Annotated in this window: 13 protein-coding genes; 11 read left to right on the forward strand and 2 right to left on the reverse strand. The window is 58.5% G+C overall.

The features are described from left to right. Positions 1 to 116 precede the first annotated feature (116 nt). The 11 genes from ACIOVB_RS18435 to ACIOVB_RS18485 all read left to right on the forward strand — a co-directional run bounded on the left by ACIOVB_RS18435 (position 117) and on the right by ACIOVB_RS18485 (position 14,208). The gene (locus tag ACIOVB_RS18435; protein WP_401270101.1) at positions 117 to 2,918 is read left to right on the forward strand and encodes an LPS-assembly protein LptD; all 2,802 of its coding nucleotides are present in this window, start codon (positions 117 to 119) and stop codon (positions 2,916 to 2,918) included. After that, positions 2,899 to 4,215, forward strand: a complete 1,317-nt coding sequence (surA, locus tag ACIOVB_RS18440) for a peptidylprolyl isomerase SurA (RefSeq protein WP_401270104.1) — start codon at positions 2,899 to 2,901, stop codon at positions 4,213 to 4,215. The genes ACIOVB_RS18435 and surA overlap by 20 nt, the downstream gene beginning before the upstream one ends. Then, the gene (pdxA, locus tag ACIOVB_RS18445; protein ID WP_187680831.1) at positions 4,212 to 5,201 is read left to right on the forward strand and encodes a 4-hydroxythreonine-4-phosphate dehydrogenase PdxA; all 990 of its coding nucleotides are present in this window, start codon (positions 4,212 to 4,214) and stop codon (positions 5,199 to 5,201) included. Before surA ends, pdxA begins: the two co-directional genes overlap by 4 nt. Further along, positions 5,198 to 6,016: a 16S rRNA (adenine(1518)-N(6)/adenine(1519)-N(6))-dimethyltransferase RsmA gene (rsmA, locus tag ACIOVB_RS18450; protein ID WP_401270107.1), complete on the forward strand. Its 819-nt coding sequence runs from the start codon at positions 5,198 to 5,200 to the stop codon at positions 6,014 to 6,016. The genes pdxA and rsmA overlap by 4 nt, the downstream gene beginning before the upstream one ends. Positions 6,017 to 6,129: 113 nt before the next feature. Continuing rightward, positions 6,130 to 6,510 carry a Co2+/Mg2+ efflux protein ApaG gene (apaG, locus tag ACIOVB_RS18455; protein WP_401270109.1) on the forward strand — a complete coding sequence of 127 codons (381 nt, stop codon included), beginning with the start codon at positions 6,130 to 6,132 and terminating at the stop codon, positions 6,508 to 6,510. Beyond that, positions 6,510 to 7,391: a symmetrical bis(5'-nucleosyl)-tetraphosphatase gene (locus tag ACIOVB_RS18460; protein ID WP_401270112.1), complete on the forward strand. Its 882-nt coding sequence runs from the start codon at positions 6,510 to 6,512 to the stop codon at positions 7,389 to 7,391. The genes apaG and ACIOVB_RS18460 overlap by 1 nt, the downstream gene beginning before the upstream one ends. 33 nt (positions 7,392 to 7,424) lie before the next feature. After that, positions 7,425 to 7,754: a thiosulfate sulfurtransferase GlpE gene (glpE, locus tag ACIOVB_RS18465; protein ID WP_187680835.1), complete on the forward strand. Its 330-nt coding sequence runs from the start codon at positions 7,425 to 7,427 to the stop codon at positions 7,752 to 7,754. A 294-nt stretch (positions 7,755 to 8,048) separates the two neighbouring features. Next, positions 8,049 to 9,971: a PrkA family serine protein kinase gene (locus ACIOVB_RS18470; RefSeq protein WP_007910115.1), complete on the forward strand. Its 1,923-nt coding sequence runs from the start codon at positions 8,049 to 8,051 to the stop codon at positions 9,969 to 9,971. Positions 9,972 to 10,090: 119 nt separating this feature from the next. After that, positions 10,091 to 11,362, forward strand: coding sequence for a YeaH/YhbH family protein (locus ACIOVB_RS18475; protein WP_187680836.1), 1,272 nt, complete (start codon positions 10,091 to 10,093; stop codon positions 11,360 to 11,362). Continuing rightward, a complete protein-coding gene (locus ACIOVB_RS18480; RefSeq protein WP_187680837.1) occupies positions 11,359 to 12,921 on the forward strand; it encodes a SpoVR family protein in 1,563 nt (520 codons plus the stop codon). The genes ACIOVB_RS18475 and ACIOVB_RS18480 overlap by 4 nt, the downstream gene beginning before the upstream one ends. Positions 12,922 to 12,984: 63 nt before the next feature. After that, entirely contained in the window at positions 12,985 to 14,208 is a 1,224-nt protein-coding gene (locus ACIOVB_RS18485) for a multifunctional CCA addition/repair protein (RefSeq protein ID WP_187680838.1), read from the forward strand. 91 nt (positions 14,209 to 14,299) lie between these two features. Here ACIOVB_RS18485 and folK read toward each other — a convergent pair whose 3' ends face one another. Further along, the gene (gene folK / locus ACIOVB_RS18490) at positions 14,300 to 14,815 is read right to left on the reverse strand and encodes a 2-amino-4-hydroxy-6-hydroxymethyldihydropteridine diphosphokinase (RefSeq protein WP_187680839.1); all 516 of its coding nucleotides are present in this window, start codon (positions 14,813 to 14,815) and stop codon (positions 14,300 to 14,302) included. Beyond that, complete coding sequence (gene folB / locus ACIOVB_RS18495) at positions 14,806 to 15,162, reverse strand: dihydroneopterin aldolase (RefSeq protein ID WP_401270118.1); 357 nt, start codon at positions 15,160 to 15,162, stop codon at positions 14,806 to 14,808. Before folB ends, folK begins: the two co-directional genes overlap by 10 nt. Between the last annotated feature and the right edge of the window lie 56 nt (positions 15,163 to 15,218).

Below are 15,218 nucleotides of genomic sequence, written 5' to 3' on the forward strand. Positions count from 1 at the left end.
CGGCGCTAGCCGTCAAGCGGGTCATGCTTTATTATCCAGCATCTTTTTCAGACCATCGAGAGGCGTGCGGCCCACCACCGCGGGCAGATGGCACGCAGGAAGCCCGGACTAATAAGATGGCATTGAAATCCCCCGCGTTTCGTAAAAAATTTCCGTTGTTGGTAACCGGCAGTCTGCTGGCTATGCAACCTCTGGCCAGTCAATTCGTTGTTGCCGCCGAGCAGTATGACTGCTCCGTCTCGGCTTCGGGTGGTTGGGACTGTGCGCCCAAGACGCCGGCGGCTGCATTGCCACCGCGTCCAGTGCATGACGGCAGTGCCGTCAGCGCCACCGGCGAAGCCCCGAGCGACAAGGGTTCGGTTGCCGACACTGGCGCCAAGCCAGCGCTGGTCACCGAAGCCAAAGGCCGTGGTTTGAAATCCCGTAGCGAAGACTTCAGTCACCTCGACTGGGTTCCGCGCGAGAAGCTCACCGCCGCCCAATTGGCCGAGACGGGTCCTTACTGCTCTGGTGCTTATATCGAACCGATTCGTCCTGGCATGAATGACAAGACGAATAAAAGCGATGCTCCGACCTTTATCGGCGCAAAAGCTTCGCGCTATAACACCGATGATCAAGTCGGTACGCTGGCCGGTGATGTCGTCCTGCGTCAGGGCAGCATGCAGGTCGAGTCCGACGAGGCCAGCCTGTATCAGGCCGAGAGCCGCGCCGAACTCAATGGCGACGTGCGCATCCGTGACAACGGCGCGCTAATCGTCGGCGACCACGCCGATGTGCAACTCGACACCGGTGAAGCCAAGGTCGATAACGCCGAATACGTGATGCACAAGTCGCGCATTCGCGGTAACGCGCTGTACGCCAAACGTGCCGAAAACGCGATCATCCGTCTCAAGGACGGCACGTACACCACGTGCGAACCGAACAGCAACGCCTGGCAGCTCAAGGGCAACAACATCACCTTGAACCCGGCCACCGGCTTCGGTACCGCGACCAACGTGACGCTGCGCGTAAAAGACATTCCGATCCTTTACACGCCATACATCTACTTCCCGATCGATGACCGTCGCCAGTCGGGCTTCCTGCCGCCGACCATCGGCACCGGCACCGATACCGGCTTCATGCTGGTCACGCCGTACTACTTCAACCTGGCGCCTAACTACGACGCCACGTTGTACCCGCGTTACATGAGCAAGCGTGGCATGTTGGTGGAAGGCGAGTTCCGTTACCTGACCAAGTCCAGCGAAGGCCAGTTCGGCGCTGCGTACCTGAACGATGACGACACCGAACGCAGCAAGCAGACCGACTACGAAAAAACCCGCTACATGTACAACTGGCAGCACAAGGGTGGTCTCGACTCCCGCGTGCTCACCGAAGTTGACTACACCAAGATCAGCGATCCGTATTACTTCCAGGATCTGCAGACCGATCAGATTGGTGTGAAGTCCAGCGACTTCGTGAATCAGCAAGGTGCCGTTACCTATCGTGGCGACAGCTACACCGCTCGCTTGAATGCTCAGCAGTACCAGTTGGCGACCGTTTCGAGCATCACACCGTATGGTCGTCTGCCGCAGATCACTTTCAATGGTCAGCTGCCGTATCATCCGGAAGGTTTGGATTTCGATTACGAGACCGAGCTTGTGCGGTTTGAGCGTGATCTGAAAAGCGGGACCTTCACTCAGGAAGATGGCGTTACGACAGAGCCTCGTCTGGACAATAACGTAACTGGTTTGGCCCGTGCCAATGGCGACCGACTGAATCTGAAGCCAGGTGTAAGCCTGCCGATGAACTGGACCTATGGCTTCCTGAAGCCATCGCTGAAGTATCAGTACACCCAGTATCAACTGGACCTGGACGGTACCGGCAAGTCGCAGATTGATGCGATGTCCGCCGAGCAACAAAAGCTCAATGGCAAGTTCGGTAGCAATCAAAACCGTGGCGTTCCAATCGCCAGCATCGACAGCGGCCTGTACTTCGACCGCAACACGTCGTTCTTCGGCAAGAACTACCGTCAGACTCTGGAACCGCGCCTGTTCTATCTCTATGTCCCAGAGAAAGACCAGTCTGACATTCCGGTTTTTGACACAGGCGAATACACCTTCAACTACGCCTCGCTGTTCCGTGACAACCGCTTCTCAGGCTCCGACCGCGTCGGCGACGAGAACAAACTGTCGCTCGGCGTGACCAACCGCTGGATCGAGGACGATGGTTTCGAGCGTCAACGCATCAGCGTCGGTCAGGCCCTGTACTTCAAGGATCGCGAAGTTCAACTGCCAGGTATCGATGCAAAAACCCGTGACGACGCGAAATCCAACGTTTCGCCTTACGCACTGGAATACGAATACCGCTGGAACCGCGATTGGCGCACCACAGCCGACTACAACTGGGATCCGGACAGCCGCAGCCCACGTTCCGGCAGTGCGATGTTCCACTACCAGCCTGAAGACAACCCGAACAAGGTCATCAACGCCGGCTATCGCTATCGCAATGACCAGGTTCGTTACGACCAGAACACCGGTAAATGGTCGGTGGGTGGTGGTGACTACGGCACGCCGGGCACGCCTGGCTACGTGAAGGACTACTACAAGATCCAGCAGCATGACTTCTCGGTCATCTGGCCGATCGTTCCACAATGGAACGCGATCAGCCGCTGGCAGTACGACTACAACCGTAACCGTACCCTGGAAGCCTTCGGTGGTTTCGAGTACGACAACTGCTGCTGGAAACTGCGCCTGATCAACCGTTACTGGGTTTCCTATGACGAGTTCAGTCAGGAAGCTCCGCAAAACGAAAAAGGCGACCATGGCGTCTTCCTCCAAATTGTTCTGAAGGGACTCGGTGGCCTCACTGGCGCCAAGGTAGAGAGCTTCCTCGACAAAGGCATTCAAGGTTATCGTGAACGTGAAGACCAAGCTTTCTGATTGTCTGCGCCCGCTGATGCTGGGCGCGTTGTTCCTGGGTACTGCGGCCAACGCCGCAGTACAGTCCATCGATAAAGTGGTAGCGATCGTCGACAACGACGTGGTCATGCAGAGCCAACTGGACCAGCGCGTCCAGGAAGTTCAGCAGACCATCGCCAAGCGTGGCGGCGGCTCGCCACCTCCAGGCGTACTGGATCAGCAGGTGCTCGAACGCTTGATCGTCGAAAACCTGCAATTGCAGATCGGCGAACGTTCCGGCATTCGTATCACCGATGAAGAACTGAACCAGGCTGTCGGCACCATCGCACAGCGCAACAACATGACTATTGACCAGTTCCGCGCCGCCCTGGCTCGCGATGGCCTGTCTTACGACGACGCCCGTGACCAGATCCGTCGCGAGATGATCATCAGCCGTGTGCGTCAGCGCCGCGTAGCCGAACGCATTCAGGTGTCCGAGCAGGAAGTGAAGAACTTCCTCGCCTCCGACCTGGGCAAGATGCAACTGTCCGAAGAACTGCACTTGGCCAACATCCTGATCCCGACCCCGGAAAGCGCCAACTCTGAAGCGATTCAGAATGCTGCGCGTCAGGCCATGGAGGTTTACCAGCAGCTCAAGCAAGGCGCCGACTTCGGTCAATTGGCCGTGGCCAAATCCGCCAGCGACAACGCACTGGAAGGCGGCGACATGGGCTGGCGTAAAGCTGCTCAACTGCCACCGCCGTTCGATCGCGAGTTGAGCAGCATGGCAGTCGGTGACGTGACTCAGCCGGCACGCACTCCAGGCGGTTTCATCATCCTGAAGCTGTTGGCCAAGCGCGGTGGCGAAGCCCAGACCCGTGATGAAGTGCATGTGCGCCACATCCTGGTCAAGCCGAGCCCGATCCGCGACGAAGCCAAGACCAAAGCCTTGGTTCAGTCGTTGTATGAGCGCATCGTGGTAGGCGAAGATTTCGCCACCCTGGCGAAAAGCTACTCCGAAGACCCGGGCTCCGCGCTTAACGGCGGCGACCTGAACTGGATCGACCCGAACGTATTGGTGCCGGAATTCCGCGAAGTGATGGCCAAGACCCCACAAGGTCAGCTGTCCAAGCCGTTCCAGACTCAATACGGCTGGCATGTTCTGGAAGTCCTTGGCCGTCGCGCCACCGACAGCACCGAACAGGCTCGCGAACAGCAGGCCATGACCGTACTGCGTAACCGCAAATACGACGAAGAGCTGCAAACCTGGCTGCGTCAGATCCGTGACGAAGCGTACGTAGAGATCAAACTCCCTGGTGCAGACCAGGCAGCGCAGTGAAACCCAAGCGTTTCGCGCTGACACCCGGCGAACCAGCCGGCATCGGTCCCGACCTATGCCTGCTGCTCGCCTCGCAAGCCCAGCCTCATCCCCTGATTGCCATCACCAGCCGCGACCTGCTCCTTGAGCGGGCCGCGCAGTTGGGGCTGGCTGTCAATCTGCTCGACGTCGGGCCCGATCACTGGCCGGTCGCTCCGGCGCCCGCGAACAGTCTTTACGTCTGGGACACACCGCTCAGCGCCCCTGTGGTCGCCGGGCAACTGGACAAGGCCAATGCCGCGTTCGTCCTCGAAACCCTGACCCGCGCCGGTAACGGTTGTCTGAACGGCGACTTCGCCGGGATGATCACCGCTCCGGTGCACAAGGGTGTGATCAACGAGTCGGGCATCGCGTTCTCCGGGCACACGGAATTCCTGGCTGATCTGACCCACACCGCACAAGTGGTGATGATGCTCGCCACTCGCGGCTTGCGCGTTGCACTGGTCACCACCCACCTGCCGTTGCGCGAGATTGCCGATGCAATCACACCGGAGCGGCTGGAGCGGGTCACGCGCATTCTGCACGCCGACCTGCAAGAAAAATTCGGCATTGCCCGGCCACGCATCCTGGTGTGCGGACTCAACCCGCACGCCGGTGAAGGCGGACACCTGGGCCATGAAGAAATCGACATCATCGAACCCACCTTAGAGCGCCTGCGCGGCGAGGGCATGGACCTTCGTGGCCCGCTGCCTGCCGACACTCTGTTTACCCCCAAATATCTGGAGCACTGCGACGCAGTGCTGGCGATGTACCACGACCAGGGCCTGCCCGTGCTGAAGTACAAAGGCTTCGGCGCCGCCGTCAACGTGACCCTTGGCCTGCCGATCATCCGCACTTCGGTCGACCACGGCACCGCCCTGGATCTGGCCGGCAGCGGCAAGATCGATACCGGCAGCCTGCAAGTCGCCCTGGAAACCGCCTATCAGATGGCCGAGACCCGTTTATGACCGAGCAATACCAACACAAGGCGCGCAAACGCTTTGGCCAGAACTTCCTGCACGATGCCGGCGTTATCGACCGCATCCTGCGCTCCATCAGCGCCAAGTCCGAAGACCGCCTGCTGGAAATCGGCCCGGGCCAGGGCGCACTGACCGCCGGTCTGCTCAACTCCGGTGCGCAACTCGACGTGGTGGAACTGGACAAGGACCTGATCCCGATCCTCAACCAGCAATTTGCCGGCAAGAGCAACTTCAACCTGCATCAGGGCGATGCGCTGAAGTTCGACTTCAACACACTCAACGCCGCGCCGAACAGCCTGCGCGTCGTCGGCAATCTGCCGTACAACATCTCCACACCGCTGATTTTTCACCTGCTGAACAACGCCAGCATCATTCGCGACATGCACTTCATGTTGCAGAAGGAAGTGGTCGAGCGCCTGGCCGCAGGCCCCGGTGGTGGTGACTGGGGTCGCCTATCGATCATGGTTCAGTACCATTGCCGCGTAGAGCATCTGTTCAACGTTGGCCCGGGCGCGTTCAATCCACCGCCGAAAGTGGATTCGGCCATCGTCCGTCTGGTGCCACACGCGGTGCTGCCGCACCCGGCCAAGGATCATCGCCTGCTCGAGCGCGTTGTGCGTGAAGCGTTCAACCAGCGCCGCAAGACCCTGCGCAACACGCTAAAGCAATTGATGAGCAACGCCGAGATCGAAGCTGCCGGCGTCGATGGCAGTCTGCGCCCGGAGCAACTGGATCTGGCTGCCTTCGTGCGCCTGGCCGACAAGCTCAGCGAACAAGTCCCGGAAACTCCCGCGGCCGACTGACCGGCGATGAACGCTATCGGGCAGGACGCCACTCTGGTTTACTGCCCGATACTTGCCTAGACTGATTCCCCATCAGCTACGCCCCGCGTTCCGCTTCGTTTAAGGCCCTTTGCATGTCCGATTCCCGTTACCACGTCGATGTCCGCGTCGTTACCCACTATCTGGCAGACCAATCGCAACCCGAGCACAACCGCTTCGCGTTCGCCTACACCATCACCGTGCAAAACAATGGCGAGCTCCCTGCCCGGCTGATCTCGCGGCACTGGGTGATCACCGATGGTGATGGGCATGTCGAAGAAGTGCGCGGCGCCGGTGTCGTGGGTCAGCAGCCACTGATCAAATCTGGCGGTGAGCACACCTACAGCAGCGGCACGGTGATGACCACCAAGGTCGGCACCATGCAGGGCACCTACGAAATGGTCGCCGACGACGGCAAGCATTTCGATGCCATCATCAAACCCTTCCGCCTCGCCGTCCCCGGAGCCTTGCACTGATGGCGACGTATGCCGTCGGTGACCTGCAAGGTTGCCTCGAGCCGCTCAAGTGCTTGCTCAAGCAAGTCGCTTTCGATCCGAAGCTTGATCGGCTCTGGCTGGTGGGCGATCTGGTCAACCGCGGCCCGCAGTCTCTGGAAACCCTGCGTTTGCTCTATGGCATGCGTGAGTCGCTGATCTGCGTGCTCGGCAACCATGATCTGCATCTGCTGGCGGCCAGTAAACATATCGAGCGTTTGAAGAAGTCCGACACCCTGCGCGAAATCATCGAAGCCCCTGACGGCCCCGTACTGATGGAGTGGCTGCGCCAGCAGAAGCTGATGCACTACGACGAGATGCGCGATGTCGCCATGGTTCACGCCGGCATCCCGCCGCAATGGTCACTGCGCCGCGCCTTGAAATGCGCCGCTGAAGTTGAAACTGCTTTGCGCGATGAAAACCTGCTTCCCGCCTTCCTTGACGGGATGTATGGCAATGAGCCGTCGAAATGGGACAACAACCTTAAAGGCGTCTCCCGCCTGCGAGTCATCACCAACTATTTCACCCGCATGCGTTTCTGCACCGCCGAGGGCAAGCTCGACCTCAAAAGCAAAGAAGGCCTCGATACTGCGCCGCCCGGCTACAAACCGTGGTTCCAGCACAAGGAGCGCAAGACCCGGGGCCTGCGGATCATCTTTGGCCATTGGGCTGCTCTGGAAGGCAATATCCATGAGCCTGGCATTTCGGCGCTGGACACCGGTTGTGTCTGGGGCGGCAGCCTGACCCTGATGAACGTCGACAGCGGCGAACGCGTGTCGTGCAAATGCGATGAGCACGGTGGCTTAGCACCGACAGTCGCACCACCTACCCCCGAAACTTTGCCGGTCAACGCCCTGCGTTAGACTGTGCTTTCAGCCGAGCTACAGGAACCCGCCATGAGCGAATTCAAACGAATCCCCCCGGAACAGGCCCAGGCCCTGCGTGAGCAAGGCGCCGTGGTGGTCGATGTACGTGACCCGCAAACCTACGCCGCACTGCATATCGCCGGCTCCAGGCATCTGGATAACGTTTCCATCTCGGATTTCATCCGTGCCGCTGACCTCGACGCACCGACTGTCGTAGTCTGCTATCACGGCAACTCCAGCCAAAGTGCCGCAGCCTACCTGATCAGTCAGGGCTTCTCCGACGTCTACAGCATGGATGGCGGCTTCGAGCTCTGGCGTACGACTTACCCTTCGGAAACTGCGCAAGGCACCTCCGAATAATTTTTTTGTCATGCGCAGGCCCCGGCTTCCGCGGGCCTGCGCACGGCAGACGAACGGTCTGCCACAACTAATTACGTATCTCGCCTTTACCTCCCGAATTCCCAACTATCCTTAAGCCCAGGCCATCCAAATCAGGGGAGAGCCGGTACACCGGCGCACGGGTCATCGGGAGTGACTTTCAAGGTTGTCGACCGCGAAAGTGTTCTGGGGGGTAAACAAGTGGCCACAGCGGCTGCTTGCCAGCATCGACTGAGTGATCCGGCGTCGGCTCCACGTATCGAGCGAGGTGACGTCATGAGTATCTTTAGCCACTTCCAACAACGCTTCGAATCTACACGCCAGGAAGAACTCTCGCTGCAAGAGTACCTGGAGCTGTGCAAGAAAGACCGCAGCGCTTATGTTTCCGCCGCCGAGCGTCTATTGCTGGCCATCGGCGAACCGGAACTGCTCGACACCTCGACCAACTCCAGGCTGTCGCGCATCTTCTCCAACAAGGTGATCCGTCGCTATCCGGCCTTTGAAGACTTCCACGGGATGGAAGAATGCATCGACCAGATCGTCTCGTATTTCCGCCACGCCGCCCAAGGCCTGGAAGAGAAGAAACAAATCCTCTATCTGCTCGGCCCCGTCGGCGGTGGTAAATCGTCCCTGGCCGAGAAGCTGAAACAACTGATCGAGAAAGTCCCTTTCTACGCGATCAAAGGTTCGCCGGTATTCGAGTCGCCATTGGGTCTGTTCAATGCCACCGAAGATGGCGCGATCCTTGAGGAAGACTTCGGCATTCCTCGGCGCTACCTGAACACCATCATGTCGCCATGGGCGACCAAGCGCCTGGCCGAATTCGGTGGCGACATCAGTCAGTTTCGCGTGGTCAAACTGTATCCGTCGATCCTCAATCAGATCGCCGTGGCCAAGACTGAGCCAGGTGACGAGAACAACCAGGACATCTCCGCACTGGTCGGTAAGGTCGACATCCGCAAACTCGAGGAATACCCACAGAACGACGCCGATGCCTACAGCTATTCCGGTGCGCTGTGCCGGGCCAACCAGGGCCTGATGGAATTCGTCGAAATGTTCAAGGCACCGATCAAGGTGCTGCACCCATTGCTGACCGCAACCCAGGAAGGCAACTACAACAGTACCGAAGGTCTAGGCGCGATTCCGTTCACCGGTATTCTGCTGGCGCACTCCAACGAATCGGAATGGCACACCTTCCGTAACAACAAGAACAACGAGGCCTTCATCGACCGGATCTACATCGTCAAGGTGCCGTACTGCCTGCGGGTCAGCGATGAAGTGAAGATCTACGACAAACTGCTGTTCAACAGCTCCCTGGCCAAGGCCCACTGCGCGCCAGATACCTTGAAGATGCTCGCGCAGTTCACCGTGTTGTCGCGCCTCAAGGAGCCGGAAAACTCCAATATCTATTCGAAGATGCGCGTATACGACGGTGAGAACCTCAAGGACACCGACCCTAAAGCCAAGTCGATTCAGGAATACCGCGACTCGGCAGGTGTGGATGAAGGCATGAACGGCCTGTCGACCCGCTTCGCGTTCAAGATCCTCTCCAAAGTATTCAACTTTGATCCACATGAAATCGCCGCCAACCCGGTGCACTTGCTCTATGTCCTGGAGCAGCAGATCGAGCAGGAACAGTTCCAGGCTGAAACCCGCGAACGTTATCTGCGCTACCTGAAGGAATACCTGGCACCGCGTTATATCGAATTCATTGGCAAGGAGATCCAGACCGCGTACCTGGAGTCTTACAGCGAGTACGGCCAGAACATCTTCGACCGCTACGTGCTGTACGCGGATTTCTGGATTCAGGATCAGGAGTACCGCGATCCGGAAACCGGCGAAATCCTCAACCGCGTCGCGCTGAACGAAGAACTGGAGAAAATCGAAAAACCGGCCGGCATCAGCAATCCGAAGGACTTCCGCAACGAGATCGTCAACTTCGTACTGCGCGCCCGGGCCAACAACAACGGCAAGAACCCGACCTGGCTCAGCTACGAAAAACTGCGGGTGGTCATCGAGAAGAAAATGTTCTCGAACACCGAAGATCTGCTGCCGGTCATCAGCTTCAACGCCAAGGCGAGCAAAGAGGATCAGCAGAAGCACAACGACTTCGTTACACGAATGGTCGAACGCGGCTACACCGACAAACAGGTAAGGCTTCTGTCCGAATGGTACCTACGGGTCCGGAAATCGCAGTGAAGCAGCTGCAAGCTAACAGCTACGAGCTGCAAGAAAAAAGCGCATGAGCCTGACGTTCGGGCAATGGCGTCTACTTGCAGCTTGCAGCTCACAACTTGAAGCTGCCCGGAGGGCCACGTATGAGCTATGTGATCGACCGACGTCTCAATGGCAAGAACAAGAGCACGGTGAACCGCCAGCGTTTCCTGCGGCGTTACCGTGACCACATCAAGAAGGCTGTCGAAGAGGCGGTCAGCCGGCGCTCCATCACGGATATGGAACACGGCGAACAGATCAGCATTCCCGGTCGCGACATCGACGAACCGGTGCTTCACCACGGCCGTGGCGGCAAGCAGACCGTGGTTCATCCTGGCAACAAGGAATTCACTGCCGGCGAACACATCGCCCGCCCACCGGGAGGCGGCGGCGGACGCGGACCGGGCAAGGCCGGCAACTCCGGTGAAGGCATGGATGAGTTTGTCTTCCAGATCACCCAGGAAGAATTTCTGGAATTCATGTTCGAAGACCTCGAACTGCCGAACCTGGTGAAACGCAACCTGAGCGGCACCGACACCTTCAAAACCGTGCGCGCGGGGATCAGCAACGAAGGCAATCCTTCGCGCATCAACATCATCCGCACCCTGCGCTCAGCCCACGCACGGCGTATCGCCCTGTCGGGCAGCAGCCGCGCGAAACTGCGTGAAGCCAAAGAAGAACTGGCGCGCATCAAGCGTGAAGAGCCTGACAACTTCGGCGATATTCAGGAACTCGAGGCAGAGATCGAAAAACTCAGCGCGCGCATTCATCGCGTGCCGTTCCTCGATACCTTCGACTTGAAATACAACCTGCTGATCAAGCAGCCCAATCCAAGTTCCAAAGCAGTGATGTTCTGCCTGATGGACGTCTCAGGCTCCATGACCCAGGCGACCAAGGACATTGCCAAGCGCTTTTTCATCCTGCTGTACCTGTTCCTGAAGCGGAACTACGACAAGATCGACGTGGTGTTCATCCGTCACCACACCAGCGCCCGGGAAGTGGACGAAGAGGAGTTTTTCTATTCACGGGAAACCGGCGGGACCATCGTTTCCAGCGCCCTGAAACTGATGCAGGAAATCATGGCCGAGCGTTATCCCAGCAACGAGTGGAACATCTATGCGGCTCAGGCTTCCGACGGCGACAACTGGAACGACGACTCGCCAATCTGCCGCGACATCCTCATCAACCAGATCATGCCGTTTGTGCAGTACTACACTTACGTGGAGATCACCCCGCGCGAACACCAAGCCCTCTGGTACGAATACGAACGCATCGCCGAAGCCTTTTCCGACACGTTTGCCCAGCAGCAACTGGTCTCGGCCGGGGATATCTATCCGGTCTTCCGTGAACTCTTCCAGCGCAGGTTAGTGACATGACCGCCAAAGAGCAGAAACGCCAACCCATTTCCACCGGCTCCGAATGGACGTTCGAGCTGATCCAGACCTACGACCGCGAAATCGCCCGTATCGCGGCCGGCTATGCGCTGGATACCTACCCCAACCAGATTGAAGTCATCACCGCCGAGCAAATGATGGACGCTTACGCCTCGGTGGGCATGCCGCTGGGCTACCACCACTGGTCCTACGGCAAACACTTCCTCAGCACCGAGAAATCCTACAGCCGCGGACAAATGGGGCTGGCGTACGAGATCGTGATCAACTCGGATCCCTGCATCGCCTATCTGATGGAAGAGAACACCATCTGCATGCAGGCGCTGGTGGTGGCCCACGCGTGCTACGGTCACAACAGCTTCTTCAAGGGCAACTACCTGTTTCGCACCTGGACCGACGCCAGTTCGATCATCGATTATCTGGTGTTCGCCAAGCAGTACATCATGCAATGCGAGGAACGCCACGGCATCGATGCAGTCGAGGATTTGCTCGACTCGTGCCATGCGTTGATGAACTACGGTGTCGACCGCTATAAACGCCCCTACCCGATTTCCGCCGAGGAGGAACGGCGGCGGCAGAAAGATCGCGAAGAACATCTGCAGAAGCAGATCAACGACCTGTGGCGCACCATTCCAAAAGGCGCAGACAAATACAGCGACAAGGACAATGCGCGCTTCCCGGCCGAGCCGCAGGAAAACATCCTGTACTTCATCGAGAAGCACGCGCCATTGCTCGAGCCGTGGCAGCGGGAAATCGTGCGGATTGTGCGCAAGATCGCCCAGTACTTTTATCCACAGCGCCAGACCCAGGTGATGAACGAAGGCTGGGCGACGTTCTGGCACTACACGCTGATGAACGACCTGTACGACGAAGGCCTGGTCACCGACGGTTTCATGATGGAATTCCTGACGTCCCATACCAGCGTGGTGTTCCAGCCTGGTTTCGACAGCCCCTACTACAGCGGCATCAACCCCTACGCGCTCGGCTTTGCCATGTACCGCGACATCCGGCGCATGTGCGAAGAGCCCACCGAGGAAGACCGTCACTGGTTCCCGGAAATCGCCGGGACCGACTGGCTGTCGAGCATCAAGTTCGCCATGAGCAGTTTCAAGGACGAGAGCTTCATCCTGCAGTACCTGTCACCAAAGGTGATCCGCGACCTGAAACTGTTCAGCATCCTCGATGACGATCAAAAGGATGATCTGCTGGTACCGGCGATCCATGACGAAACCGGCTACCGAATCATCCGCGAAACCCTGGCAGCGCAGTACAACCTCGGCAATCGCGAACCCAACGTGCAGATCTACAGCATCGACCGTCGCGGCGACCGCTCATTGACCCTGCGTCACCAGCAACACGATCGCAAACCATTGGGCGACTCCACCGAAGAAGTCCTGAAACACTTGCATCGCTTGTGGGGCTTCGACATTCATCTGGAAACCCTGCAAGGCGACCAGATCATGAAAACCCATCACGTACCGCCACGCAGTGAACACAGTGAAGGGGATTACGGTCGGCTCGATCTGGCCGTCATTCATCTTTGATCCGGTTCTGGCCTCCGAAAGTCCGACGCAAGGGTTATCCTGTCGGGCCAACGGAGGTTTTTTATGCAGATTTATAAGGTCGGCGGCGCGGTGCGTGATCGCTTGCTGGGCAAACCGGTCACTGATATCGACTGGGTGGTAGTAGGCGCTACTGCTGACGAGATGCTTGCCAAGGGGTTTCGTCCGGTGGGTGCGGACTTCCCGGTATTTCTTCATCCGAAAAGTGGCGAGGAATACGCCCTCGCCCGCACCGAGCGCAAAAGCGGTCGCGGCTACGGCGGGTTCACGTTTCACGCCAGCCCCGAGGTTACGCTTGAAGAAGACCTGATCCGCCGCGACCTGACCATCAACGCCATGGCCGAGGACGATCAGCACAATCTCACTGATCCTTATCATGGCCAGCGCGATCTTGAGGATCGGGTTCTGCGTCACGTATCCCCGGCATTCGCCGAAGATCCCCTCCGAGTATTGCGTGTTGCCCGCTTTGCCGCTCGCTATGCAGGGCTCGGTTTTACCGTCGCACCAGAGACACTGGAACTGATGCGCCAACTCAGTGAGTCCGGCGAACTGGAAGCTTTGACGGCTGAGCGCAGCTGGAAAGAAATCTCCCGCGCGTTGATGGAGGATCAGCCTCAGGTGTTCATTCAGGTACTGCGTGATTGCGGCGCGCTGAAAGTACTGATGCCGGAAGTCGACGCTCTGTTCGGCGTGCCTCAACCGGAAATCCATCATCCGGAAATCGACAGCGGCATCCACACCCTCAGCGTGCTGGAGCAATCAGCGCTGTACAAACAACCGCTGACCGTTCGCTGGGCGTGCCTGCTGCATGATCTCGGCAAGGGGCTGACGCCAGAAGAGGAATGGCCGCGACACATTGCCCATGAGCATAAGGGACTGAAGCTGATCAAAGCGGTCAACGAGCGTTTCAAGGCGCCGAAGGACTGTCAGGAATTGGCGCTACTGGTTTGCCAATATCACACCCATGGCCACCGCGCCCTGGAGTTGAAGGCTTCGACGTTGCTGGAATTGTTGCAGAGCTTTGATGTGTATCGTCGGCCCCAGCGCTTTGAGGAATTTATTGCCGCGTGCGAGATGGATGCACGCGGGCGCAAAGGTCTGGAGCAGAGAAGTTATCCACAGGCGGATTATTTGCGCGGCGCGGCGAATGCTGCGCGCGGCGTACCGGTGCAGCCATTGCTGGAGAAGGGATTCAAAGGCCCGGATCTGGGCGAAGCACTCAAACGTGAACGGCTCAAGGCGTTAAAGGCTTACAAAGAAAACGCTTGAAGCAAGATCAAAAAATCGCAGCCTTTGGCAGCTCCTATATGGAAACGGGAATCCCGGTGTAGGAGCTGCCGAAGGCTGCGATCTTTTGCTTTTAAAGATTCAGAGGTGTGAGCTGCTCGCCCCGCCACTCAAACCCCACCGGCGCCAACACCTGATCAATCTGCGCCTCCGCCCACAGCGTGGCGAAGCTTTTTCCCACACCGGGATGCACCCTATCCGGCGCAATCAGCGACAGCGGCCACAACACAAAAGCATTTTTCAGAATTTCGGCTCGCGGCAGGACCAATCCGTCGAAGTTTCCCACCAGATCGCCGTACAGCAGCACGTCGATGTCCAGCGGCAACCCCTTGCGATCCGGCGCATAGCGACCGTTATCCGCCTCGATGAATTTCAAGCGCCGATCCAGCTCCATCAACGGCAGGTCGGTATATGCCGACACCACAAAGTTGAAGAACGGCCCACTCTTGATCCCCACCGGCTGGCTTTCGAACACCGCCGAACAGCGGATATCCACCAGAAACGTCGCCAATGCATCAAGACCGGCGCACAAATGGGTTTCACGCTCGATATTGCTACCAAGCCCGAGATACACCTGAGTCAGCGACATCCGCGCTCGATCTCCACGCCCACGCCACCCTTGGCAGCCGGCACGGCGCCGGGCTTGGTCAGCTTCAAACGCACCCAGGTGATGTTGAATTCAGTCATCAGCACTTCGACCAGGCGCTCGGCGAAAGTCTCGACCAGTTGATACTGCGCCTGCTCGGCAAACGCCTGGATGCGCGTGGAAACGCTGGCGTAATCGAGCGCCAGGGTCAGGTCGTCACCGGCGGCGGCCGGGCGATTGTCCCAGGCGAAGCTCAGATCAAGACGCAGGCACTGTCGGATGCCGCGCTCCCAGTCGTAGGCACCAATCACGGTGTCGACTTCCAGGCCCTCGATAAACACTCGGTCCAAGCACTGGTCTCCGCTGCACGACAAGGGCGCAATGCGCCGCTAGAATCCGGGCGTCC

The organism is Pseudomonas sp. NPDC087639 (assembly GCF_044743385.1).
Classification (GTDB): domain Bacteria; phylum Pseudomonadota; class Gammaproteobacteria; order Pseudomonadales; family Pseudomonadaceae; genus Aquipseudomonas.